This is a genomic window from Mycobacterium sp. NGS16, from assembly GCF_059813225.1.
Genome location: NZ_JCALEE010000012.1, coordinates 84,439 through 106,833, shown reverse-complemented (window position 1 = coordinate 106,833; position 22,395 = coordinate 84,439). Strand labels below are relative to the sequence as shown.

The 22,395-nt window shown below is 66.4% G+C and carries 25 protein-coding genes and 1 tRNA gene; 13 read left to right on the top strand and 13 right to left on the bottom strand.

Features of this window, described 5'->3' with window-relative positions; genetic code table 11:
• Positions 1-53: 53 nt before the first annotated feature.
• A complete protein-coding gene (locus AC5Y4Q_RS20315; RefSeq protein ID WP_234786485.1) occupies positions 54-836 on the top strand; it encodes a sulfite exporter TauE/SafE family protein in 783 nt (260 codons plus the stop codon).
• A gap of 5 nt (positions 837-841) precedes the next feature.
• Here AC5Y4Q_RS20315 and AC5Y4Q_RS20310 read toward each other — a convergent pair whose 3' ends face one another.
• Entirely contained in the window at positions 842-2,527 is a 1,686-nt protein-coding gene (locus AC5Y4Q_RS20310; protein WP_064920320.1) for a patatin-like phospholipase family protein, read from the bottom strand.
• A gap of 163 nt (positions 2,528-2,690) precedes the next feature.
• Between AC5Y4Q_RS20310 and AC5Y4Q_RS20305 the strand changes: the two genes are divergently transcribed.
• The 7 genes from AC5Y4Q_RS20305 to AC5Y4Q_RS20275 all read left to right on the top strand — a co-directional run bounded on the left by AC5Y4Q_RS20305 (position 2,691) and on the right by AC5Y4Q_RS20275 (position 7,665).
• Positions 2,691-2,764: transfer RNA gene (locus tag AC5Y4Q_RS20305), tRNA-Pro, on the top strand.
• A 182-nt stretch (positions 2,765-2,946) separates the two neighbouring features.
• Entirely contained in the window at positions 2,947-4,131 is a 1,185-nt protein-coding gene (locus tag AC5Y4Q_RS20300) for a hypothetical protein (protein WP_499960112.1), read from the top strand.
• A gap of 217 nt (positions 4,132-4,348) precedes the next feature.
• On the top strand, positions 4,349-5,320 hold the full coding sequence (locus tag AC5Y4Q_RS20295; protein ID WP_499960111.1) for a DUF6602 domain-containing protein: 972 nt from the start codon (positions 4,349-4,351) through the stop codon (positions 5,318-5,320).
• 148 nt (positions 5,321-5,468) lie between these two features.
• The gene (locus tag AC5Y4Q_RS20290; RefSeq protein WP_499960110.1) at positions 5,469-5,600 is read left to right on the top strand and encodes a hypothetical protein; all 132 of its coding nucleotides are present in this window, start codon (positions 5,469-5,471) and stop codon (positions 5,598-5,600) included.
• Between the two features lie 332 nt (positions 5,601-5,932).
• Positions 5,933-6,175 carry a DUF732 domain-containing protein gene (locus tag AC5Y4Q_RS20285; RefSeq protein WP_064920322.1) on the top strand — a complete coding sequence of 81 codons (243 nt, stop codon included), beginning with the start codon at positions 5,933-5,935 and terminating at the stop codon, positions 6,173-6,175.
• 53 nt (positions 6,176-6,228) lie between these two features.
• Positions 6,229-6,999: an SDR family NAD(P)-dependent oxidoreductase gene (locus tag AC5Y4Q_RS20280; RefSeq protein WP_064920323.1), complete on the top strand. Its 771-nt coding sequence runs from the start codon at positions 6,229-6,231 to the stop codon at positions 6,997-6,999.
• A gap of 72 nt (positions 7,000-7,071) precedes the next feature.
• Entirely contained in the window at positions 7,072-7,665 is a 594-nt protein-coding gene (locus AC5Y4Q_RS20275) for an AAA family ATPase (protein WP_125225753.1), read from the top strand.
• 71 nt (positions 7,666-7,736) lie between these two features.
• Here AC5Y4Q_RS20275 and AC5Y4Q_RS20270 read toward each other — a convergent pair whose 3' ends face one another.
• Both AC5Y4Q_RS20270 and AC5Y4Q_RS20265 read right to left on the bottom strand, forming a co-directional pair.
• Positions 7,737-8,870 (bottom strand): TIGR03857 family LLM class F420-dependent oxidoreductase, encoded by a 1,134-nt coding sequence (locus tag AC5Y4Q_RS20270; protein ID WP_125225754.1) that lies wholly within the window; start codon positions 8,868-8,870, stop codon positions 7,737-7,739.
• A gap of 78 nt (positions 8,871-8,948) precedes the next feature.
• On the bottom strand, positions 8,949-9,125 hold the full coding sequence (locus tag AC5Y4Q_RS20265) for a hypothetical protein (RefSeq protein WP_165604350.1): 177 nt from the start codon (positions 9,123-9,125) through the stop codon (positions 8,949-8,951).
• Positions 9,126-9,216: 91 nt separating this feature from the next.
• Between AC5Y4Q_RS20265 and AC5Y4Q_RS20260 the strand changes: the two genes are divergently transcribed.
• On the top strand, positions 9,217-10,212 hold the full coding sequence (locus AC5Y4Q_RS20260; RefSeq protein ID WP_185746709.1) for an oxygenase MpaB family protein: 996 nt from the start codon (positions 9,217-9,219) through the stop codon (positions 10,210-10,212).
• 29 nt (positions 10,213-10,241) lie between these two features.
• Here AC5Y4Q_RS20260 and AC5Y4Q_RS20255 read toward each other — a convergent pair whose 3' ends face one another.
• A complete protein-coding gene (locus tag AC5Y4Q_RS20255; protein ID WP_125225755.1) occupies positions 10,242-10,742 on the bottom strand; it encodes a TspO/MBR family protein in 501 nt (166 codons plus the stop codon).
• Between the two features lie 78 nt (positions 10,743-10,820).
• Between AC5Y4Q_RS20255 and AC5Y4Q_RS20250 the strand changes: the two genes are divergently transcribed.
• On the top strand, positions 10,821-11,447 hold the full coding sequence (locus tag AC5Y4Q_RS20250) for a uracil-DNA glycosylase (RefSeq protein ID WP_235663981.1): 627 nt from the start codon (positions 10,821-10,823) through the stop codon (positions 11,445-11,447).
• A gap of 3 nt (positions 11,448-11,450) precedes the next feature.
• On the opposite strand, the gene AC5Y4Q_RS20245 is transcribed toward AC5Y4Q_RS20250, so the two are convergent.
• From AC5Y4Q_RS20245 to AC5Y4Q_RS20220, 6 genes are all read right to left on the bottom strand, one after another.
• The gene (locus tag AC5Y4Q_RS20245) at positions 11,451-11,864 is read right to left on the bottom strand and encodes a DUF6319 family protein (protein ID WP_221740355.1); all 414 of its coding nucleotides are present in this window, start codon (positions 11,862-11,864) and stop codon (positions 11,451-11,453) included.
• Positions 11,865-12,115: 251 nt separating this feature from the next.
• Positions 12,116-12,796 carry a VldE C-terminal domain-containing protein gene (locus AC5Y4Q_RS20240; RefSeq protein ID WP_064920327.1) on the bottom strand — a complete coding sequence of 227 codons (681 nt, stop codon included), beginning with the start codon at positions 12,794-12,796 and terminating at the stop codon, positions 12,116-12,118.
• Positions 12,797-12,850: 54 nt separating this feature from the next.
• Complete coding sequence (locus AC5Y4Q_RS20235) at positions 12,851-14,485, bottom strand: NAD-dependent malic enzyme (RefSeq protein ID WP_082952475.1); 1,635 nt, start codon at positions 14,483-14,485, stop codon at positions 12,851-12,853.
• Positions 14,486-14,498: 13 nt separating this feature from the next.
• Positions 14,499-15,773, bottom strand: a complete 1,275-nt coding sequence (locus AC5Y4Q_RS20230) for an amidohydrolase family protein (RefSeq protein ID WP_125225756.1) — start codon at positions 15,771-15,773, stop codon at positions 14,499-14,501.
• Between the two features lie 42 nt (positions 15,774-15,815).
• The gene (locus AC5Y4Q_RS20225; RefSeq protein ID WP_064920329.1) at positions 15,816-16,835 is read right to left on the bottom strand and encodes a DNA topoisomerase IB; all 1,020 of its coding nucleotides are present in this window, start codon (positions 16,833-16,835) and stop codon (positions 15,816-15,818) included.
• A 52-nt stretch (positions 16,836-16,887) separates the two neighbouring features.
• The gene (locus AC5Y4Q_RS20220) at positions 16,888-17,211 is read right to left on the bottom strand and encodes a DUF732 domain-containing protein (protein WP_064920330.1); all 324 of its coding nucleotides are present in this window, start codon (positions 17,209-17,211) and stop codon (positions 16,888-16,890) included.
• A gap of 125 nt (positions 17,212-17,336) precedes the next feature.
• Here AC5Y4Q_RS20220 and AC5Y4Q_RS20215 point away from each other — a divergent pair, with 125 nt between their 5' ends.
• Positions 17,337-17,732 (top strand): hypothetical protein, encoded by a 396-nt coding sequence (locus tag AC5Y4Q_RS20215; RefSeq protein WP_064920331.1) that lies wholly within the window; start codon positions 17,337-17,339, stop codon positions 17,730-17,732.
• 6 nt (positions 17,733-17,738) lie between these two features.
• Here the strand turns inward: AC5Y4Q_RS20215 and AC5Y4Q_RS20210 are convergent, their stop codons facing one another.
• Positions 17,739-19,397: a ribonuclease H-like domain-containing protein gene (locus AC5Y4Q_RS20210; RefSeq protein ID WP_499960109.1), complete on the bottom strand. Its 1,659-nt coding sequence runs from the start codon at positions 19,395-19,397 to the stop codon at positions 17,739-17,741.
• 21 nt (positions 19,398-19,418) lie between these two features.
• Here AC5Y4Q_RS20210 and AC5Y4Q_RS20205 point away from each other — a divergent pair, with 21 nt between their 5' ends.
• On the top strand, positions 19,419-19,997 hold the full coding sequence (locus AC5Y4Q_RS20205) for a class I SAM-dependent methyltransferase (protein WP_125225758.1): 579 nt from the start codon (positions 19,419-19,421) through the stop codon (positions 19,995-19,997).
• Here the strand turns inward: AC5Y4Q_RS20205 and AC5Y4Q_RS20200 are convergent.
• Positions 19,994-20,629: a peptidoglycan endopeptidase gene (locus tag AC5Y4Q_RS20200; RefSeq protein ID WP_499960108.1), complete on the bottom strand. Its 636-nt coding sequence runs from the start codon at positions 20,627-20,629 to the stop codon at positions 19,994-19,996. The genes AC5Y4Q_RS20205 and AC5Y4Q_RS20200 overlap by 4 nt on opposite strands.
• Positions 20,630-21,235: 606 nt before the next feature.
• On the opposite strand from AC5Y4Q_RS20200, the gene AC5Y4Q_RS20195 reads away from it, so the two are divergent.
• Positions 21,236-21,799 carry a hypothetical protein gene (locus tag AC5Y4Q_RS20195; protein ID WP_064920332.1) on the top strand — a complete coding sequence of 188 codons (564 nt, stop codon included), beginning with the start codon at positions 21,236-21,238 and terminating at the stop codon, positions 21,797-21,799.
• A gap of 80 nt (positions 21,800-21,879) precedes the next feature.
• Here AC5Y4Q_RS20195 and AC5Y4Q_RS20190 read toward each other — a convergent pair whose 3' ends face one another.
• Positions 21,880-22,236: a hypothetical protein gene (locus AC5Y4Q_RS20190; RefSeq protein ID WP_125225991.1), complete on the bottom strand. Its 357-nt coding sequence runs from the start codon at positions 22,234-22,236 to the stop codon at positions 21,880-21,882.
• Positions 22,237-22,395 lie beyond the last annotated feature (159 nt).

The window sequence follows — 22,395 nt, the reverse complement described above, 5'->3', positions numbered from 1 at the left end:
CTTTCAACCCGGCTGGTCCTAGTCGTCTGCACGATCAGCGTAGGGTGCAGCAGGTGCCGGTCTCGCAGATGGTGTTGATCATCCTGGCCGGGGTGGGCGCTGGAGCGATCAACGCCCTCGTCGGCTCGGGCACCCTGATCACGTTCCCGACGCTGGTGACGCTGGGGTTTCCGCCGCTGACCGCGACCATCTCCAATTCGGTCGGGCTGGTGGCCGGCGGCATCTCCAGCACCTGGGCCTACCGCCGCGAACTGGGCGGCCAGTGGGACAGGTTGCGCTGGCAGATCCCGGGTTCGCTGCTCGGTGCCATGCTCGGGGCTTACCTGCTGTTGCATCTGCCCGAGCGCGTGTTCAACCGAATCGTCCCCGCGTTGTTGGTCGGTGCCCTGGCACTGGTGGTGATCGGCCCGCGGATTCAGTTGCTGGCGCAGCGCCGCGCGGCCGCCGCCGGCCGCTCGGTCGAGCAGCTCAGCGGTGGCCGCTTGGCGGCGTTGGTGATCGGGACCTTCGCCGTCGGCGTGTACGGCGGCTACTTCGCTGCGGCCCAAGGCATCCTGCTGATCGGTGTCATGGGAGTGCTGCTGCCCGAGTCCATGCAGCGGATGAACGCCGCGAAGAACCTGCTGGTGCTGATCGTCAATGTCGTCGCCGCGGGCGCGTATATCGTGACGGCGTTCGACCGGATCAGTTGGGTGGCAGCGGGATTGATCGCGATCGGCTCTTTGATCGGCGGATTTCTGGGCGGGCACTACGGGCGCCGCCTGTCGCCGAACGCGCTGCGGGCGGTGATCGTCGTGGTCGGCCTGATCGGGCTCTACCGGCTGATCGCGGTCTGAGCGGGTCAGATCGCGTCGCGGTTGCGCCACCGTTCCCAGCGGCTCCGTGGTGTCCGGAACGCGGACATGACCGTACTCATCGGCGCGGCGTGCGAGTGCACCGAAGCGGGGGGCTCGGCGGGCGCCGCCGCCGGCTTTTCGCCGTCCCACCAGATGGGTTCCAGCAGCGCCGAGACCACCGGAATCGCACGTTCGACGCTCTTGCGGCCCCATTGGCAGGCCCGTTCGATGGTGGCGGCCGAGGGCGCCAGGTTCACCGGCGACAGCGTGGGGGAGAACCGGACCAGATGGTCGGCGTAGGGGGCATTGCGCACCATCTGCAGCTGGATCGCCTGGGCGATCGGCACCAGCCACAGATGCTTGGGGTCCCACTGCGGATGGAAGCAGTCGAAGGCGAGGTAGCAGGCGTTGCGGGTGCCCAGCCGGCCGTCGCGGACGCGTTTCCAGGCGAGCTCCAGCGGCACATTGCTGGCCGCGCCCCCGTCGACCAGGGCACCGACGTCGTTGTCGGCCAGCAGCGCGTCGAACAGCGGCTGCATCGCCGGGTCCTTGGTCTCATGGTGCAGCACCCCGGGGATCGCCGAGGAGAACGACGCCGCATCGACGACGTTGACGTCGCAGTCCGGATCGTCGCCACCGATGATGAGTGGGGTGACCACCCGCGGGTCGATGAACGCCGCGGTCTGCCACATTCGCGTCGCCACCTGCGCGCCGAAGCCGATCGACAGGTACGGAAAGGACCGCAGCTGCAGCGCGGCGAGCCGTTGATTGCGATACCGCGCCGGCAGGTGCGCAAACGGCTGCCGGCGTACCCCGGCCACCACCGCATCGAACGGAATGGCCAGATCCGACATCCGCATCGGCTCGCCGTCCTCGCGGCGGAACATGGCGTCGGCGAACTGGTCAAACTTCAGCGAGAACACCCCGGTCAGGCCGTGCCGGCGGCGGCGCCGCTCGGGCCCCAAGATGGCCCGATAGGACACCGTCTTGGCCCACGCGACGTATTCCTCGATGGGTACCGGCAGCGCCCGGCTGACCACCGAGCCCAGCACCGAGCCGAACGACGATCCGATCAGGTAGTCGGGGACCGGCCCGGCCTCCAACAGCGCATTCATGCCGCCGATGTAGACGAAGCCCGCGCCGCCGCCACCGCCGAGCACGGTGACCAACTTCTTGTGGCCCACCTCGGCGTCCAGCTCGGCTGAGGAGAAGTCATTGCCGTGGTGCTCGACCAGCTGGCGGCGCTGCTCGTCCTGGCCGGCGGCGAGGCCGCCCAGCGCGTCGCGGGCCGCGGTCAGCGCGATCACCGGGTCGCGTTCCTCGCGCAGCGGGCCGTAGAGCGTGTCGGCCACCTTGGTGCGCCAGGAGGCCAGCTCGGCGCCGACGGAGACGTCTCCGCGTCCGCGGGTGCCGCCCGGTCCCGCCGCGCCGGGCTCGAAGTCGTCGAGCCGGGCGAAATTGAGCAGGTAACGAAGCCGGCGCAGCTGTTCACTGCTCAAGGCGTCCGGATGGCGCAAGGCGTGCCGGACCAGCCGGTTCTCCATCTTCTGCAGCAACAGCATGGCATCGCCGATGTCCACGGCATCGACGACGTCGTCGGTGACGGCGTCCTCGGTGGTCCCGGGGATGTGCATCGGTTCCGGGCGGCGATCGACCATGCCGAGCAGGGCTTCGACAAAGGGGATCTGCATCAGTCGCGGTTCCTGGTGTTGTGGCGCTGCCGGAGGGGGAGGCAGGCTCGGGTGGCGAGCCTACGCGTTTCTCTTCGGGCGGCCGACGCGGTCCACGCGGGTTCGGCGCGCCCGGCGGCTTGCGGTAGGCTTTCGACCTGCTGCCGGGCTTGCTCGGCGGTGGCGGGCTGTGGCGCAGTTTGGTAGCGCACTTGACTGGGGGTCAAGTGGTCGCAGGTTCAAATCCTGTCAGCCCGACAGAGTTTTATCAGGCCAGAGCATGTTTTGTGGGTCGCTTCGGGTGCCGTGCCCTTGCCGTTAGGCGTTGCTGGCGCCCATCGCTGTCCTGACGCGTGAGTTTCACGTTTTGCTGACAACCTAGGCCCCTCCGAAAGCTTGCCCTGAATGGGGCGTCGTGACTTCTTGAGTAGCCTGACCAGGTGGACGAACCGCTGGTTATCTCGGCTGACTTGTACAAGTACTGGCACGTCGATTTCCAGAACGAGACCATCCGAATTGTTTGTCAGGATGGTCGAATCGTTGAAGAGGGACTGGAATCTAGGTTCAGGACCATGGGCTCCCAGATCGCCAGTTCCACCTTCGACTGGGAGAGATGGTGGGTTTTGTCGATGACCACCAAGGGGGACCTGATCATCACCGAAGGGTTCAATCCGACCTCTCAGCCACCATTCAATGGCCGACCCTCGATCTACCTTGATCAGAATCGCTGGCGAACCGTCTCTGACGTGCTGCATGATCCAACCCGAGTGAAGGACGGCGCTGAACGGCGCGCAGCCGAAGAACTCATCTACCTTGCCAGTGATGGCCGCATCGTTCTTCCGTTGTCCATGGGGCACATGTTGGAAACGGGGGGCCTCTTCGGCGAGCGACGCTACGAGGTGGGCCTGACCATGGCCAGGCTAGCGGGTGGGTGGCAAATTCGGCATCCACTTGACATCTGGAAGCACGAGGCTGAACTGACGATTAGGGGTCATCTCGGGCTGTTGGAGGGTGCGCCCACTGTGCATCCCGTTTCGACCGAGCCTGGCGCGCTCTTCGGAAGTGATACAACGCTAGGTATCAGCGACGAGATGCCTGACGCAGATAAGTTCCTGGCAATGTTGACGATGCCGTGTGTCGTTCTGGATTCACTGATTGATCCCGAGCATGCTCCGAAGCATCAGCTTTCAAAGTGGGTCGACCATCACCTGCGTATTACGGCCCGGATGCACGCGGAGACGGTTTCGAAGCACCAGCGTCGTCGGCTCGCTAGGCGACGTTATTGGAACGAGAACATCGGCTTCTATTTGGCTGCTTACCAACGATTGACGCGCGCTACAGACTTCCCGATGTTTAGCGACAGCGAATTGAACGAGTTACTTTCATCTTCGCCGATGGTCGGGTTGTTATCCGAACTGTTCGTACGCCGATTCATAGATCATCGAACCAAGTGGAGCAGTAACGATTTACTCGACATGCTCCACCTTTCGAGTGCGGCGGCGTATGCCGATTACGTGTGCGCGGAGTTGCACACTGGAACACAACTCCGCGAAGCCCAGCGAACGATCGGGAGGCAGGAGACAGTCTTCACAAACCTCGAGGAGTTGGTCGAGGCTATTCAGTGAAGATGTCGCCAGGCATCAAACACTGAGATCGGGCATAGGCCATCCCATCGCACCGGCCAGCAGCCGAACGTTGCTCGGCGGCCACCTGAGGGTGCGGCTCGTCCTACCCTGGCGTCGCCATTGGAAGGGAATATCGACATGCGGATCGCTGGTCTACGGCGCGACACGCCGGGCAAAAATGCACCGCGTTGTCGGGCTGCTTTCTAGCGTTGTATGTATGCCCGGTCAGCCCTTCTCCATCAGCACACGGTTCCAACGCGTTCTAGGGGCGATGGATAAAGAGCTTTCAACCGCCTTAGAACGAGCGCGTGACGAAGCCGATCATGCTGGCATCAAAGGCAGCAAGGTCGAGGTTGCCACGCGCAAGGTTCTCCGTGACCGCCTTCCGTCGAACCTGAACATCGGGCAAGGCATCGTCTACGACTCTTACGGCGACGAGACCGGGCAGACCGACATCATCATCGCCAATGGTGAGCAGCCTTTTACTTTCCCGTCGGAAGAGTCAGGCGAATACGCCATCGAGGGCGTGTCGGCGGTCGGCGAGGTCAAGTCGAATCTAACCTCAGGCGAACTGCAGGACTGCATCGACAAAGCAACGAGATACAAGCGGCTGCGTCAGATGATCGGCGCAAATGATCGGATCACCAACTTTTCCGAATACACCGTCGAAACTGCCGCGTTGCCACCATTTTTCGTAATCGCACATGAATCCCGAATGACGATGGACACCTTGCTGAACAAGCTGCTAGACGTGCCGTTGGTGCCGGTGCCTGACGGCAAGGGCCTTGCTAACGATTCACCCCAGCACCCGCTTGATGCTGTTTGCATCCTAGGCAAGGGGGTCGCATTGAATCAGAAATCTGGCCGAGGCGCGGCGTTCCAGTTGAGCGGCGGCGTGCCGGTGCCGGGATGGATCGGCATGGGGGCTGATGCACCGCTGGCCTTGATGTTGGGATGGCTGCACATAGCGATGCCCCGCATTACGCGGGCGCACTCGGTCGTGGGCCAATACTATTTCCCGCCACGCCGCCAACTGATGTACATGGCGAATAAGGGCCGCGTAGCTCAAGGGCTACAACCGTTTACGGAGACAGACCTGCCGCCCATGGAAGTCAATGTGTCCATGTTGCGCAGGCGGACGCCGCGTAAGAGTGCGGCCAAAAAGGGCACAGCTAGGCCGAAGGGCTGACACCGCACCAACCCGGTACGCTAATGCCAGGCTGCCGCACACTCTGTTTTAAATCCACACAGGCTGTGTGCATTACACACGCAATGTCTGAAATATGCACTGCCTCGGCACTTTTCACCTGCCAGCGCCAGGCGTAGCGTGCTGGCTCATGACAACACACGACATAGACCACGCAATCACCCTGATGGACGCGGCCATCGATCTAGACGGGTTGGTCGCTGCACGCACCGCATTGACCAGAAGCGTGCTGGGGACTGCCCTTGTCGTGCCCTATCTGTGACTCAGCATGACACAAACTGAGCCATCATGATCTCAGGCGATGATGCTGGTAGACGACATAGTACGCTGGTTAGAGGTTTGCTCGCCAAGGGCCGCTGTCAGGTTCAAATCCTGTCAGCCCGACAGAGTTTTAGCAGTTCAGCGGCGGTTTCGAAGGTACGGAGCCGCGTTTTCTGCGTTTTGAGGTGGTTGCAGCGACATCGACCGGGCGGCGGTGATCGGCTCTACTCTCAGACCCCACCGGCTGGTCCAGCATGCGACCGAGTGCGAATCTGACGCAACCGGCCAGGGTGAACCCACCCGGCTGTCAGTCGGCGGCGGTACGGTGCGGCGGTGAAGCGATTGACCCTCGCCGTGCTTGCGGCCTCGGCGTTCATCGTCGGCCCGACCGCGCACGCCGATCCGGCCGGCGACGCGATCTGCCGCCTACTCGCCGCCGGGAACACGCCCGCGGGGCTCGAAAACTCCGTGACCGTACGCCAGGTACTCGGCCCGGATGCCACCAGCGCCGATGCACGCGTCTACATTCGCTCCGTCGTCACCGGACAATGCCCGCAGTACCTGTGGCGGTTCTGACGTCGAAACGACCGCCGATGAAGTTACGGCCCGCACATTAAGGAACACGCTCGATGGATGACAGCGCTTTTCGCCGCCTGTTCGACCTGACCGGCCGCGTCGCGATCGTCACCGGTGGCACCCGGGGCATCGGGTTGGCCATCGCCGAGGGCTACGTGTTGGCGGGTGCGAGCGTCGTGGTCGCCAGCCGCGACGCCGATGCGTGCGAGCGGGCGGCTCATCGCCTGGCCGCGATGGGCGGCACCGCTATCGGGGTCGCCACCCACCTGGGCGATTTGGACAGTGTCGCCAACCTGGTGGAGACCACGGCCGCTCGCTTCAGTGGCATCGATATCGTCGTCAACAACGCCGCCAACCCGCTGGCTCAAGAACTCGGCGCAATGACCGCCGCAGCGTTCGACAAGTCGATGGCGGTCAACCTGCGCGGCCCGGTGTTTCTGGTGCAGCAGGCGTTGCCGTACCTGGAGCGCAGCACACACGCCGCGGTGCTCAACGTGGCGTCTGCGGGAGCCTTCATGTTCTCGCCGAACATCTCGATCTATTCGGCGGCCAAGGCCGCCCTGGTCTCATTCACCAGGTCGATGGCTGCCGCCTATGCCGACCGCGGAATCCGTGTCAACGCGCTGGCACCCGGGGCGGTCGATACCCGGATGGTGCGCAACAACCCGCCCGAGTTCATCGCGGGTATGGAGAACGCAGCGCTGATGCGACGCCTTGCCGGCGCCGACGAGATGGTGGGGCCGGCATTGCTGTTGACCTCGGATGCCGGCAGTTTCATCACCGGTCAGGTGCTGCTGGCTGACGGTGGCCTGGTCGCACACTGATCGGCCGCCCGCTCGTCGCATGCCGCAGGGGCCGCTCGCGTCGACCGGAACGCGGCACAGAACCGTTGGAACTTGGCAGCGGGGAAGTCAGCGGTTTCGGCGGTGATCGCCAACGAGCTCGTCGGAGCTTTCACGGTCATCTACGCGGAGGCTCGCGCCGGCGCCGCACTGTTGAGCGCGGTCGTGGAAGAAGCGCAGCATATTGGCGGCTCGGTGCTACTGATCCTCGAAGATGTGGACTTGTGGTGCCGGGACCGCCGCGGCGGCGACTCCGGTGGCCTATCTGAGCTGCTCATGGCCATGGACACCAACGCGGATGCCCGCATCCTGACTCTCGCATCGACCAATGATGCGCAGATGCTCGATGCTGCCGCGATCCGCACCGGCCGCTTCGACGCGATCGTCGAGGTGACCTATCCCGATCGTGCCGCTGCGGGCGGCATCCTCGCCGCGCTGCTCGCTGGCCTGCCCGGCGGGGGCGGTGTGGATACCGCCGCCGTGGCAGCGCGGTTGCCGGAAATGACAAGCGGCAGTGATTTGCGCGAGATCGTGCGGCGGGCAGTACTTTCCACTGCGGACGGCAACGAGATCTCCACTGCTGCGCTGCTGGCTGAAGTCGGCAGCGGTAGGTATCGGGCCGAGCCAGCCGTGGGGCACTACCTATAGCGCCTCGGTGAAAGCGGCTGCAGCATCGGCAGAGTGGTCGGTGCCGTACCCCTCGTCGAGCCCGCGAAGCCTCAGGCGAATAATCCCGGGTTCGCCGCGACAGCTCTGCGTAGCGTAGGTCGGTTGGCCCGGTAGGCATCTACGACGGGCTCGAGCTCCTGCGGACTCGCCCCATGCATGATGACCGAGTGCACGCCGAGCTGGAGCTGCCGGGCAATGGCGCTCGCGCAGTCCCGAGCCGATCCTGATGCCACCGAGGTCAACCATTCGGCGGGAATGAGGTCGGCGAGCCGCTGCAACGTCTCAAACGAGGCACTGGCATCGATGGGCCCGGCGGTGGCCGCGTCGGTAAACAGTTCGGACTGGCGGATCTGTTCCCACGCGACGCGATCCCAGCCGTTGGCGGAGACCAGCACGTCGGGATAGGCCTGCAAGTAGGTCGCGAGTCGGCCGACTCCGCGGCGCAGTTGATCGTCCGGCGACAACGAATCGCAGACCGTCGCCAGGCAAGCCCAGATTCGGATGCTGTCCGGATCGCGGCCCGCGCGTTCGGCTCCGCGCCGCACGGCTGCGACCGATGCCGTTGTCGCCTCGTCGGAGAAGAAGGTGTGGAGTACGACGAAATCGGCGATCTCACCGGCGAGTTCCATCGTTTTGGGCCCGACGCCCACCAGGCCGATCGGTGGGCCGTCCGCCAAGCCGTTCGCGTGGCGCAGCATCGGCCACTTCCCGGCCGGGCCGTCGTGGTTGAGGATCATCTCGCCCGCCCAGAGCCGGCGCAGGATCCCGAAGAAGTCACGCAGCCGCGCCGCGGTCACCACCGGCAGCCCGATCGCCGGCCAATACCCGGCCATGCCGCGGCCGAACGCCATGGCGAAGCGGCCCTCGGTCAGCGCGTGCATGGTCGATCCCACGGTCGCGGTCACGGTGGGGTGCCGGGTGTGGTGATTGGTCGACGGGGCGATACCCAAACTGGAGCTGCAGCCCGCTACGGCGCCACTGAGAACCGCCGGGTCTTTAACGGTGAAGCGTTCACCGATGTGACAGGAGCCCAGGCCGAGCGCCTCCGCCGCCCGGGCTTCGGGCAGGACCACGCGAGCGTCGGCGGGGTGCCTGGTCACCGCGTAGTAGCCCAGTTCGTTCAATTGAACGTCGGCGTTCCCCGCGCTCGAATGGTGGGCGACCTGCGGTGCAGCGCGATTCATCACGTGCCTTCCAATGCAATTACACTACGGTAAGTAGCGTTATATAAGCAGACTAGGCGACGCTCGACAAGGCTGATGTCATGGCTGGACGGCGCGGCCGCAACCGCCGGGCGGTGCCGGCGGCGGGAGCGGTGACCCGTTGTCGATGACGCCTTCGGCGCCGTTGGCTCCGTTGCCGTTGGTGCCGAGCAGTCCGTGGTGGATGCCGTAGGGCGGGAGGCCCGTGCACCGCGCGCCCCGCCGTTGACGCCCCACCCCGACTGCTCCTAAGCTGACCCCATATTGACAACGCATGTTGTCCGAAACGCACAACGGTGACTGGGAGTGGGCGCGCGTGACTCAAGAGATGTCGGATAGCTGCCCGGCGGCCAGCGACGCGGAGATGGCTTCGGGCTGTCCGGTGAGCTCCGGGGGCTACGACGCGCCACCGGTTCCGCTTGGCCCCGACTCGCTGACCTGGAAATACTTCGGTCAATGGACGGGCCTGTTTCAGGGCACTTGGGCGGGCTCGATGCAGAACATGCACCCGCAGCTGGGCGCCGCGGTCAAAGATCACTCGATCTTCTTCATGGAGCGCATCCCGCGGCTGATGCGGTCGATCTACCCGATCGGTGGGGTGGTGTTCGACGGCTACCGCGCGCCGCAGACCGGCGCGGAAGTCCGCGATTACCACATCGGGCTCAACGGCGTCGACGAACAGGGGCGCCGCTACAGCGCGCTGAACCCCGACGTCTTCTACTGGGCGCACGCCACGTTCTTCAAGTCCACCCTGTTGGCCGCCGAGAAATTCGCCGGCGGACTGAGCGAGGCCGACAAGCGTCAACTCTTCGACGAGCACATCACGTGGTACCGCATGTACGGCATGAGCATGCGCCCCGTGCCCAAGACCTGGGAAGACTTCCAGGCGTACTGGGATCACATGTGCCGCAACGTCTTGGAGAACACCTGGGCGGCCCGTGAGGTCATGGACCTGTCGACCATGCCCAAACACCCTTCACTGGAATGGATTCCAGACTGGCTCTGGGCGCTCAATCTAAAGGTCATGCAGCGCTTCCTGACGTTCATGACGGTGGCCCTGTATGACCCGCCGGTGCGTGAACTCATGGGCTACACCTGGTCTGCGCGCCAGGAGCGGTGGCACGGGTATCTGTGCAAGGTGATCACGTTTGTCTCCAAGTACGGCCCCAAGCGGGCGTTGATGCATCCCCGCAAGCGTTCGGCGCTGGATCGCGCCTCGGGACGGCTTCCGGTCGATGCGCCTCTGGTGCAGACCCCGGCGCGCAACCTGCCGCCGGTCGAGTACCGCAACAGCCCGCACTTCTACTGCCCGACCGTGGACTGAACCGGCGGCCGACGCCCGCCGACGCGGCTTCAGCTGTTCAGCGACCACACCGAGTAGTTCAGTGCGGTAGCGAACAGGATCCACGCGAAGTACGGCAGCAACATGACCGCTGCGGTGCGGTGAACCTTCCAGAACAACGCAAGGGTGGCTGCCACGGCGACGTCCAGCAGCACGATGTCGACGAGGGCAAGGCCACGCCAGCCGAGCCCGAAGAACAGCGGTGACCACAGCAGGTTCAGGGCCAGCTGGAGGCCGTAGGCGATGATCGCGGGGTTCGTCCACCGCGGGCCCTCCCGCCAGACCAGCCACGCCGCCACGGCCATGAGCAGGTAGAGGCCACTCCATACCGGCCCGAAGAGATAGCTCGGAGGTGCCCAGCCGGGCTGGGCGAGCTTTCCGTACTCGGCTGCGGCGTCGGCGGAGGCGATTCCTCCCAGGGCCGCGACGATGATGACCACGACAAGGGAGACGAGGAACGCGGCCAGGTGCTGCGTACCCGGCAGATGCGTTTTCGGCGAGATCGTCCCCATGGAGCCACACTAAACCGGATCTCCATGGTGCGACCCGAATGCGCCCGAGCTGTCGGTCCTGCACCATAGGCTGCCCGCGTGACCACTCCCACCGTTGACGACCGACGCGAGCACATGGCCGTGCTGGCCGCCACCATCAAGGCATGCCGGCTCTGCCCGGGGTTGAACGTCGCCGGCGAGACGGAATCCGCCCCGGGCTACGGGGCGGTGGACTCGCCGGTGGCACTGGTCGGCCAGAGCCTGTGCGGCAAGCTGTGCATGGAATCGCAGATCCCGTTCACCGGCGGCTCCGGGGCCCTGCTCGACGAGAGCTTCAAGCAGGCCGGGATCGCCAAGCGGGATGTGTTCATCACCAACGTCGTCCACTGCCACCCACCGCAGAACCGCGAATCACTGAACAGTTGGGTCAGCAATTGCAGCCCCTATCTGAGCCTGGAGCTGAAGATCGTGCAGCCGCGGGTGGTCATCGGGCTGGGTCAAGACGCCAAGGTGGCGCTGGAGCGGTTGTACGGCCGGCAGGCGCAGAAACTGCAGCGCCCGTGTCAGCCGCTCGGCCTCGGGCCAGCCGATCGCCCAGGCCCGGCGTTGTTGTTCACCGAGCACCCGTCCTGGATCAAACGCCAGCATGATGAGCAGCTGACCGACCAGTACGTGACCAGCCTCGCCGATGCCTACACCGCGGCGTTTCGCGGTGGGGTGACCTAGTCCTCAGTCCAAGTCCGCGAGGGCTTTGCGCGCTGCTTCGAGCTCGGCTTCGAGAACGGCGACCCGGGCGGCCTGTTGCGCGCGGGCCTCGTTCATCAACGCCTCGATCGGCGTGAACAGCTCCTCGTGCAGTTCCTTGGCGGCACGCGACACGGCGGCGGCCGCGACCGCGACGTTGCGAACCAGATAGGAGCTGCCCTGCTTGATCTCGGCGCGCCATTCGCCGTCGGCGCTGCCGGTCACGGTCAGAGTCAACTCGAACGTCTTGGCCTTCTTGCCGGCCGTCTTCTTCTTGGCCGGAGCTGTCGTCTCCTGGATGACAGGTTCAGCGTCGGGCGCCGGCGGGCTTTGCGGCGGGGCGTCATCGGCGACCTGGGCCTCGGGGAGACCGGCGGGGGCGGCGGTAGGGACTTCCATGGTGGAAAGGCCAGCAGTCATGTTGCGGCGAACTCCTTTCATCGGCGCCCGCGACGAGCGGGGCGGGCCTGGGCACCTATTAGAACACACGTTCGACGTGATGGCGCTCAGCGCCACGCGCGTGGACGGAGGCGGTGGGGAGGCCCGCGACAACCCCGGCCAGATGCCAGCCCGCCGCGGCAGCTGTCGCTCAGAGCCGGGCACAACACCCCATGGTCGAACTTCGTGACAGCCCGCCGCCGACGACCGACTCAGTCTGGCGGCGCCGGGGTCATCGACGTGACGAAGTAGGTCTCGTGACCGGTCGGGTAGCCGCCGCCGTTGGTGGCGATGTGCACGTGGTCGTAGTGGTTGGCGGTCTCGTTGCCGTAATCGGACGTCCAGGTGCCGCCGCCGACGCCGGGGTAGATCTTCTGCCGCCAGATCACATGGTTGACACCCCAGCGCTTGGCGTTGGCCAGGGCGTAGCCGGCGATCTGATCGCCGAGCAGGATGCCGGCCTCGCTGTGGTAATCGGGGATCATCACGTCGATGGCCAGCCCGTCGGGATGCCAGTGCAGGGGATCCTGGCGGTATCCGTAGATGGTCTTGATCTCCTGAAACAGCACCCCGATGGTGCGGGCCGCCCAAATGGTCTTGACCTGCAGTCCGTTCTCCGGCGCCACCCCGGGCGGCAGCGGGAAGGCGAACTGTTGGCCTTCGGTCGGCATCGGCACGTTGGCGGCCAGCGCGGCCGCCTCGGCGGGGTCGGCGATGCGTATCCCGCCGGCCGCGGGCGGCGGTGCGGGCGGCGCCGCCGCGTCGGACGTCTGGCTGGGGGCCGGCGCCGGGACGTGGGTGCTCTGCGCCTGGATGAGGGCGGCGGAGACCGCCAGCGACGCCACGATGGCGAGGCCGCGACCGCAGCGCCTGGCGAGCTTCCCTCGGTCCACCAGGAGAACTGTAGTGAATTGACCTCGGATATCGCAGGACGGTGACCAGGTCAGCTAGCGCGTCGCATACTCCGGGGTCCAGCGTGAGCGCTGGATCGCGGCCGCCAGCTGCTCCTCGGAGGCCTCCGGCGCGACCCCGTCGCGCACCGCCTGAACCGCCACCGCGGTCGCGATGCGAGTGGTGATCTCCGGCAGCTCCTGAAACGCCGGCAACAGCGGCTGGTCGGCATCGGACAGCGCCGGGGAGGCATCGCCGAGGGTGGTGGCCGCGGCCCGCATCATGGCGTCGGTGACGCGGGTCGCGCGGGCGGCGGTCACCGCCAACCCGATGGCCGGGAAGATGTAGACGTTGTTGCACTGCGCGATGTGGCGGGTCCGCCCGCCGCGGTGCAGTGGGGCGAACGGTGAACCGGTGGCGATCAGCGCCCGCCTTTCGGTCCATGCGTCGAGTTCGGCGGGGTGCGCTTCGGCCCGGCTGGTGGGGTTGGACAACGGGAAGATGATCGGACGATCGGTCTTGGCCGCCAGGTGGCGAACGATGTCCTCGGTGAAGGCGCCCGCCGCCGTCGACAGGCCCAGCAGGATGCCGACATCGACGTGGCGCACCACATCGGCCAGTCCCCGGCCCCTTACCCGGGATGCGGGTTGAGCGAAGCGGCGCTGGCTGTCCGACAGGTCGGTCCGGTCGTCGGTCAACAGCCCGTCTGCATCGATCGCCCAAAGCCGTTCGGCTGCTTCGGTTTCGGTGAGTCCTTCGGCCACCATCTGTTGGCGGATCATCTCCAGCACGCCGATGCCGGCTGAACCGGCGCCGAACATCACCACCTGCTGCTGCGCCAGCGGGCGCCCCGCGACCCGGACGGCGCCGTGCAACGCGCCGAGGGTGACAGCCGCGGTGCCCTGGATGTCGTCGTTGAACGTCAGCAACCGGCCGCGGTACCGCTCCAACAACGGCAGCGCATGGGCGGTGGCGAAATCCTCCCACTGCAGCAGTACGTCAGGCAGTTCCTCTTGCACCACGGTGACGAACTCGTCAACGAACGCGTAATACTCCTCGTCACTGATCCGCCGATGGCGCCACCCCAGGTACTGCGGATCGGCGAGCAACTCGACGTTGTCGGTTCCAACGTCGAGGACGATCGGCAAGGTGCGGGCCGGGGCGATCCCGCCGATCAGGGTATACAGCGAGAGCTTCCCGATCGGAATGCCCATGCCGCCGATACCCTGGTCGCCCAAGCCCAGAATGCGCTGCCCGTCGGTGACAACGATGACGTCCACCTGCTGCTCACGCCGATTACGCAGTACCTCCCGCAAGCGTTGCCGGTCCGGATACGACACAAACAGCCCGCGCGGCCGCCGGTAGATCTCGCTGAACTGTCGGCAGGCCTCACCGACCGTCGGCGTGTAAACGATCGGCAACATCTCCTCGATGTGTTCACTCAACAGCCGGTAGAACAACGTCTCGTTGCGGTCCTGCAACGCCCGCAGATAGATGTGCTTGTCCAGGTCATCGCGGCGGGTGGAGAACTCGGTGTAGGTGTGAGCGGCTTGCTCGGCAATGGTTTTCACCGCGACGGGCAGCAGGCCCAGCAAGCCGTATTCGCAGCGCTCGTCATGGCTGAACGCGGTGCCCTTGGTGGTCAAGGAATCGAACAGCAGATCCTGCCCCCTGCGTTGCTGATGTGTCACCGCCTCACCTCTCTCATCTCAACCGTCGGCCGTCGACGTAGACGTGGTCGATATTGCGATCATCGCCGCAGTAGATGAGCTTTTCGACGCGCTGCGGCAGCGTCATCGGCTGGTGCCGCGTCCACATCGAATCGTCGACGACGAGCGCGTCGAACGCATATCCCGGTTCGAAACTGCCGGTCTTGCCGAAGAAGCTGCCGCCGCCTTTGGTCGCACAATAGAACGCCTCGGCGGGCGGTACCGGCCGGGAAGCCCGGCCGGTCAGGTAACTCATTGCGCCGGATTGGATTGCGCCGACCATGTTGGCGAACATGTTGAGCGCGTGCCCTGCCGCCAGGTCACTTCCGAGACCGACGCGGATGCCCATGTCGTGGTACTCCGCGAGCGGCATCACACCGCTGAGCAGGTTCAGATTCGAGTGCGGACAGTGCGCGACCAGCATGCCGGTGTCACGGATCGCCCTCTTCTCGCGATCGTTGAGATGAATTGCATGGGCCACAACGGCATTGGCGGTGCCGAGCAAACCGGCACGCTGGTAGGTATCAAGGAAGTCGACGCAGTCCGGGTGCTGCTGCAAGGTCGACTCGACCTCGGCGCGGTTCTCGGCCAGATGGGTATGACACGGGATATCGAATTCGGCGGCCTGCTGTGCCAGCCCCTTCATCAGCTTGCGGGTGCAGACCATGGCCGTACTGGGCCCGACTGCCGGCGTCACCAACGGCGACCTGGCCAGCGTCTGCGTCAGAAAATGCCGGACGTCGGCGATCTCTCGGGCGGTGTCCTGGCATGCATCGGCAGGTGCGTTCTGGTCCCGGGATACTTTCGCCACACAGGATCTCAGTCCGGCGGCAATCAGCTTGTCGACCAGAACCGCGGTGCTCTCGGCATGGATCGTTCCCATGACGATCGAACCGGTGATCCCGTTGCGCAGCAGGTCCTCGGCGAACCGGGTGTAGACCGCGTCGGCATAGGCTGCGTCGGCCAGGGCGGCCTCCTGCGGCAGGGCCAGCGTGTGCAGCCAGTCGATCAGCTCGGTGTTGCACTGCAATCCGGTGATCGGCAGTTGCGAAGCATGCAGGTGGGCATCGGTGAAACCGGGCAGCACCAGCCGATCCCCGTGGTCGATGACCGGTACGGTGCAATAGCGGTCCGGCAGATCTGCGAGGCACTCGGTGATGACTCCGGCGCCGTCGACGACGACATAGCCGCGGGCGAGCGCAACGAAGTCCTGCGGCGTTGGGGTGAACACGATGTTGCCGCGGTAGATGTGTACGCCGGCGTGGCGCATCGGGCAATCGTAATGGCCGGCGGGCAGGGGAGGCGGCACGGCTCAGCGCCGTGCCCGGTCGACGCGCCTGATCATCCGAGCCGTCGCACGCTCTGCCGCGTGCTGGCGCGCGGCCGTCATCCCCAGCGACTTCGCCCGGTTCAGCGCCGAGCGGATGGTGAAGCCCTGCTCGTAGGCTTCCACCACCCGAGGATCCACGTAGGAACTGCGGGCCACCGCCGGTGTGTTTCCCAATTCCTCCGCGACACAACGCATTACTGCGGCGATTTCACGGCGCCGGACAGTTTTCGAGGTCGGCTCGCGGGCGGCGGCGAAGCTCTCGGCGGCCAGCACGGTGCCATGCCAGGTCCGCAGGTCCTTGACGCTGAACTGTTCATCGGTCAGCTGGCGGAACCGCTCGTTGAGATCGTCGGCCCGCACCTCGCACCAGCCCTCGGGAGTGCGGTACACCAGTAGCCGGGGGATGTCGGTCGGCGCCCGCAACAGGGAGCGCACCGCCCGGACGACCAGCGGGTCGTCCACCGAAACCGTCCGTCGCACTCCGCTTTTCGCCGGATAGTCGAAGTCCACGCAGCCGCTGCGGATCCGGACGTGGTCACGCAACAGGGTCGCCAGGCCAAAGCTGCCGTTCTCCTGGGCGTATTCCTCGCCGCCGGCCCGGAAATAACCCCGGTCGATCAGCTGCTGGGCAACGGCCAGTACCCGGTCGCGCTTCAGCCCGCGGCCGCGCAGGTCGGTCACGACATCGGTGCGCCACTGCGGCAGCATTGCGGCCAGGGTCAGCACCCGGTCGTATTTCTCCTCGGACCGCTCGACCTGCCATTGCGGGTGGTACAGATACTGGCGACGCCCGGCGGCGTCGGTGCCCACGGCCTGGATGTGCCCGTTGGGGTAGGGGCAGATCCACACGTTGCGCCAGGCCGGGGGAATGGCCAGCTCCTTGATCCGGGCGAGCACCTGCGGGTCGTCGATCGCCCGGCGCCCATCGGTGTAGGAGAAGCCGCGGCCCCGACCGACCCGGCGAAACCCGCCGACCCCGATCGTGCTTCTGCGCAGCCTCATGGCACGGAATTACCCGCAGCGCACCCGGCCGACACACCGTGCAGCAGGAACCCTAGGCGCCGGGGCACAGCTCGTGCTGTGCGGCCTCCGCGATGAGTAGGAACTGCGGCCACGCCGGATAATGCGGCTGTTGCACTTCCACGCCCCGGCCGACGCGCAGGTTCTCGCAGATCATGTGCCCGAGCGCGCGCACGCTGGGCTCCGGAATCGGTTCGTCTCCGGCGTAACGGGCGGTGTAGCCGTGGCTGGCGAGGTATCGCATAAAGCCGGCGTCGTCGGCGTGAGCCGGCGCAGGGACTACCAGGGCCCCGGCCCCGGCCGCCGCCGCGAGGCCAGCGGCCGCCAGCGGTGCGGTGAACCCGGCGAGCCAACTCATAGCGGCGATGCTACGTCGCGTCTGTCCGGCGCAGGTTGGCCGGTCGGTGTTCGGCGGCGGCAAGTTCCTTCGGGGCAGGCCGGACAGCTGCTAGCGTCACCGGCGAGAACAGAAAGGCGCTGGACGTGAAATCAACCGCCCTGGCGACAACCCTGGCCGCGAGTGTGCTGGCCGGGCTGATCGGTGCCGCGTCATCGGCTCACGCCGACCCGCTCAATCCCCGGGATCCCGATTACTGCGGCAACAGCCCGGACATTCTGGTGTGCGCCGGCCAGCAGTCGACCTATCCGAATGCGAAGGAGATGGCCTACCTCAACGCCATCCGGCCGCAATTCCCGCCCGGCAGCGAAGCGCCACGGCTGGCCGCCGGACGGACGGCCTGCCTGGAGTTTTCGAAGCATCCGACCAGCCTGATCGTCGAGCAGGTCTCGGTCTACCTCCAGATCCCCAAGCCGACCGCCGGTCAGGTGGTCGACGCGGCCCACGCCAACATCTGTCCGTCGGTGCAGCAGCAGGGCTGAACCGGCTCACCGGCCGTCGGAGCGCAATCCGTCGCGGATCGCGGCCTGCGCCGCGACGTCGCACTCGTTGTACCGCAGGCACCACTGCCGGGCGAGGTCGGCGTCCGGCCCGTGTCCGCGTGCGACGTCAATCGCCAGCTGGGATGCCAGGCCGCCGGCATCATCGACCTCCCACTGGAAACCGAAGTATCCGGCAACACATTTGATCGATGACGAGGTGCGGGCGAAATACTCCGCGTCGAACCACTGGCGCAGGTCGCAGGTCAGTCCGTCGAGCGCGTCTGCGACGGCGGTGAATCTGCGGGTGCTCGACGTCTCGGGATGATGCCAGTGGAAGACCCGCAGAGTTTTGCCCTCCCGTTCGGCCCGGCCGCGCAAACGGCGTATGCGGGAGGCGAATTCGTCTGCCAGCGCGGCTTCGCCGTCGTCATCGAGCGGATCGAATGAGACCACCGGGTCGTAGTAGGCGGTGGTGTCGTCCTGGCCATCGCGAATGCGCAGCCCCCACTGGTAGATCCGGTTGTCGCTATCCCACTCGATGTCGAAGTCGACTTCGATGTCAGCGGAGGGAACGGCCGGAGGATTCGGTCCGCGTCGCTCGTAATCGGCCTGGGCGCAGCTCATTCGGGCGCGACGGACGACGTTCGCCAGCCGGTCTGCGGGCTTCTGGGTGCCCACGGACTGGATGCGAAACGCCTCGACGTGAGCGTCCGGATCGACCTCGGCCAACTGCGCGACGCTCAACGTCATGCCGTCGCCGCAGTTCCGGTACAGGTACTGCCACTCCCGGACGTTGAGATGGCCGGTCTCGATGGCAAAGGACGCGTCATCGTCGCCGGCCACCGTCGCGCAGTGGTCGAACCACAGGCAGGAGTCGCATTCGCCGATCCGGTAGGGCCGCACCAGTTCCCGTCCGGACGCCGCGGCGTGCGCGACTTCGAGGCGAAAGGCGAACTCATGGTCGTAGCGCTGCAGGGCCGAGCGCTTCTTGCGGTGTCGGGGATCGCTGGTGGAATAGGTGGTGATGACCTCGGCTTGCAGGTCATACCAGGTGATGCCGTGCTGCTCGCCGACGAGCCCGGCGAGGTCGGAGCTGCCGATGATGCCGCCGAGATGCACCCCGGGGTGATATCCCAACTCCTGCAGCATCCGGGTGTAATGCGCCAGCTGCATGACATCGTCACGCCAGCGCGCCCCATGATCGCTGTAGCCGGGACAGGTCAGCAGGTCACCGGGCGCAGAGAGCCTCGACACCGCGACCTCGGAGCGTTTTGCGGTGCTCAAGGTGCGGTGGTTTTTGATGTCGACGGACAGATAGCCGTTGTGGTACCGGATCAGCACATCGGGCAACCCGGCGCGGCCATTGACCTCCGGTAGGACCGCGCCGACGATCACCTGCACCCCGGCATCCATCGCCGCGAGGGTGCGCCGCCGCTGCTCGGTGCGGCCGCTGCCGGCGTCGAGCACCACCAGCTGCTCCGAATCGCCGTAGTGGTCTCGGAACTGGTCGAGGATCGCCGCCTCGAAGGCGACGCCGGCCTCGCGCAACGCCGCCAGCTCAGGCGAGGGCACGGCCGGCTCCGCGATACCGGGGGTGAACAGGTTATGGGTGACGCGGGCGCACTGCTTGGCGTGATATCCGCCGAGCGTGACCGGTAGTTTCACCCCCGCAGTATCGTCCATCCGATGAGTGCCGACGACCGCGCCCACTGGGACGAGAAATACGCCGAACGGGGCGGGCCGGCGCCGGAGGCGATCGGCCCGGCGGCGGTGTTCGCGGCCCACCGCGACGCCTTTCCGACCGCGGGACATGCCCTCGATATCGCCTGCGGACAGGGGACTGGCGCGGTCTGGTTGGCCCGGCGCGGGCTGCAGGTCCGCGGACTGGACGTATCCCCGGTTGCGATCGAGCAGGCGCGTTCGCTCGCGGCGCGCAGCGGTGTCGGCGACCGGTGCCACTTCGAGGTCGCCGATCTCGATCACGGGTTGCCCGGCGGGCCGCCCGCCGACGTTATCTACTGCGCCCGGTTCCGCGACCGACGGCTGGATGTGGCGATGATCGGGCGGCTGGCCCCGAACGGCCTGCTGGCCATCGCCGCGCTGAGCCAGGTCGGCGGTAGCGCCGGGCGGTTTCGGGCCCAGCCCGGTGAGTTGCGCGCGGCGTTCGCCGGCCTGGAGATTATCGCCGACGGCGAAGGCCAGGGGCTGGCATGGCTGCTGGCGCGACGCCGCGTCGACCCGGCCGCGCCGATGGCCCGAGGTTAAGCCGGGGGCGGTGCGTCGCGGTCGATCGGCTCCGGTCCTGGCTCGGCCGGCGGCTGGTCGGGCGCCGGGCCGTCCATCGGCGGCGCCTCACCGGGCGGGAAGTCCATCGGGGCCTCGAACGGCGGCGCCGGGGGCGGGGCCTCGAACGGCGGCGGGGCCATCTCGAAGCCCATCGGCTCGGCGGGCGGTTCGGGTGCCGGCGGCTCCTCCATAGCGGCGAACTGCAGCGGGGCCTCCATCGGCGGAGCATCGAGCGCGTCGGCCGGCATCGGCAGGTACATGTGGTGGGTGAACTGGGGCTGGTAAGCGCCGCCGCCGCCGATCCTCACCCCACCGGGCTCGCCACTGGACACCGGAGTGCCGTCCGGCAGCGTGACGGCGGTGTGGTGGCTGTTCCAGCCCACCACCAGGGCGCCCGGGGCGGTGCCGTACTGGAAGCCGCGGGCCAGCAGCGCCGACTCCTCGTTGGCGGTGTGGAACCGGTCGCCGAAGGCCGGCCGGCCAGTGGCCACATTGGACACCCACGAGGCCAGGCCCGAGCAGTCCGTACCGGCGGGGCTGTCCCCGCCGGGGATGTACGGCGTTCCGGATACCTGCTGGATGAGCGCCATCAGCGCGTCGAGACCAAACATGACCAGGCACACTAACAATGGCTTTCTGCGGCAACCAAAATCTGTGGCAGGCATCACGTTTGAAGTTCAAGTTGTTAAGCATTACGTCGCAACGGAAAACACCAGGTAGGAGGACGAAAATGTCCTGCGTTGAGCACCTTTCGGCCGTGGATATAGGTTGAAGTGCAGGTAGAAGCTGTCTACGCCCCGTTTGAGAGTGCTTGAAACGGCTTCTATTTCGAATTGATACGAAATCTCCTGGCAAACGGAATAATTGGGTGTACGGCACCGGCGTACCGTCGAGAACTCCAGTTGCACATGGGGTGTCATTTCGGTGCGCGGCCGTGTCGACGGTTCTCGTTGCAGTGCCGCAATTTTCGATCCACTGCGCACCGCGAGTCGCGCTGATACACCAGGGTCCGCGGCGGCCGTGCCACGTCGCCGGGTGCGCTCGGCTAAGCGGCTGGGAGCGGCCGGTGCGACCGGTTGGGCCAGGCCGCTCTTGGCCGGCTCGTTGCCGAGAGCCGAACGCCTCGGCTCCGCCGCGGGGCCCGAGTGAGAAAATAGCGGCGACGCGCACGCTGATCAGCGGCCGTTACAGATCGGGTCGTGAGACGGTATCAAGCTATGCAGAACCTCAACTACCTGACTTACGAAGAGTTCGGGCGGAAGTTCTTCGAGGTCGCGGTTACCGAAGAGCGCGTGGCAGCTGCGTTCGCCGCGATCGCCGGCGACGAGTTCGAGATGCCGCCGATGCGTCAGGGGCCCGGGGGCATCGCCCGGGTCAGCGCCAGGGTGCGGATCCAGCAGCCCCGGGTGGCCCGCGGACTGGGCGACCTGCTCACGTTTGCCATCCACATACCGCTGGTCATCGACCTGCTCATCGACCTGCGGTTGGACAAACAGCGGTTCACCGTCGCCGGTGATATCGCGCTGCGGGCCACCGCGCGGGCCGCTGCGCCGTTGCTGCTGATCATCGACGTGCCCAAGCCGCGGCCCTCCGACATCACCGTGGAGGTCTCGTCGACGTCCATTCGTGGCGAGCTGCTGCGGATCTTCGCCGGCGTGGATGGGGAGATCCGACGGTTCATAGCAAGTTACGTCGCCGATGAGATTGAGAGCCCGCAGTCTCAGCAGGCCCAGATCATCGACGTGGCCGACCGCTTGGACGCGGCCTGGACCGGACCCTGATCCGGCGACGCACCTGATCGTCGGCACACCCAAAACCCGACACCGCACACCCGATGAACACCGCCGGGTGGCTATCGCGGTTACGGGTAGGGGATCGCGGGGATGGCCGGAATCGCGGGGATGGCCGGAATGGCCGGAATCGCCGGGATCGCCGGAATGGCGGGGACAGCCGGGGCCGACGGAACCCGGGGTGCCGCCGGCGCCGGCGCCAACGTCGCCTGGCCTTGCTGAGCGGGGCGCTCGACGGCCGGTGCGGCACTGGTGAGCGGGGCATCCGGCACGGCGGTCAGATCCGGGACAGTGGCGGCTTCACCGGGGGCAATCGGCGCCAGCGGGACGGCCGGGGCAACGGTGGCCTCGCCGACCACACCTTCGTCGGCATCGTCCTCGCAGTCACCGCAGGCCGTCGCGACCGCGCCGACGGCGAGTCCGGTCACCACCATTGACAGGACCGACTTTCCGATACCGCGACTGCGCATGGATTCCCCCGTTGCTCGGTTGGTTGGATCTACCCTACGACGGCCCGGTCGGCCGGCGCCTACGGCGTCTGTCGGTGCCCGAAGCACACTGCCGCGCAGCCCGGAAACGTTAAGTGG

Excerpts from the sequence above, each read along its gene's own strand:
- AC5Y4Q_RS20310 (WP_064920320.1), bottom strand. The coding sequence starts at position 2,527 with ATGCAGATCCCCTTTGTCGAAGCCCTGCTCGGCATGGTCGATCGCCGC.
- AC5Y4Q_RS20295 (WP_499960111.1), top strand. The coding sequence starts at position 4,349 with ATGCCCGGTCAGCCCTTCTCCATCAGCACACGGTTCCAACGCGTTCTA.
- AC5Y4Q_RS20290 (WP_499960110.1), top strand. The coding sequence starts at position 5,469 with ATGACAACACACGACATAGACCACGCAATCACCCTGATGGACGCGGCC.
- AC5Y4Q_RS20280 (WP_064920323.1), top strand. The coding sequence starts at position 6,229 with ATGGATGACAGCGCTTTTCGCCGCCTGTTCGACCTGACCGGCCGCGTC.
- AC5Y4Q_RS20270 (WP_125225754.1), bottom strand. The coding sequence starts at position 8,870 with ATGAATCGCGCTGCACCGCAGGTCGCCCACCATTCGAGCGCGGGGAAC.
- AC5Y4Q_RS20260 (WP_185746709.1), top strand. The coding sequence starts at position 9,217 with ATGTCGGATAGCTGCCCGGCGGCCAGCGACGCGGAGATGGCTTCGGGC.
- AC5Y4Q_RS20255 (WP_125225755.1), bottom strand. The coding sequence starts at position 10,742 with ATGGGGACGATCTCGCCGAAAACGCATCTGCCGGGTACGCAGCACCTG.
- AC5Y4Q_RS20245 (WP_221740355.1), bottom strand. The coding sequence starts at position 11,864 with ATGGAAGTCCCTACCGCCGCCCCCGCCGGTCTCCCCGAGGCCCAGGTC.
- AC5Y4Q_RS20230 (WP_125225756.1), bottom strand. The coding sequence starts at position 15,773 with ATGCGCCACGCCGGCGTACACATCTACCGCGGCAACATCGTGTTCACC.
- AC5Y4Q_RS20225 (WP_064920329.1), bottom strand. The coding sequence starts at position 16,835 with ATGAGGCTGCGCAGAAGCACGATCGGGGTCGGCGGGTTTCGCCGGGTC.
- AC5Y4Q_RS20220 (WP_064920330.1), bottom strand. The coding sequence starts at position 17,211 with ATGAGTTGGCTCGCCGGGTTCACCGCACCGCTGGCGGCCGCTGGCCTC.
- AC5Y4Q_RS20205 (WP_125225758.1), top strand. The coding sequence starts at position 19,419 with ATGAGTGCCGACGACCGCGCCCACTGGGACGAGAAATACGCCGAACGG.
- AC5Y4Q_RS20200 (WP_499960108.1), bottom strand. The coding sequence starts at position 20,629 with ATGTTTGGTCTCGACGCGCTGATGGCGCTCATCCAGCAGGTATCCGGA.
- AC5Y4Q_RS20195 (WP_064920332.1), top strand. The coding sequence starts at position 21,236 with ATGCAGAACCTCAACTACCTGACTTACGAAGAGTTCGGGCGGAAGTTC.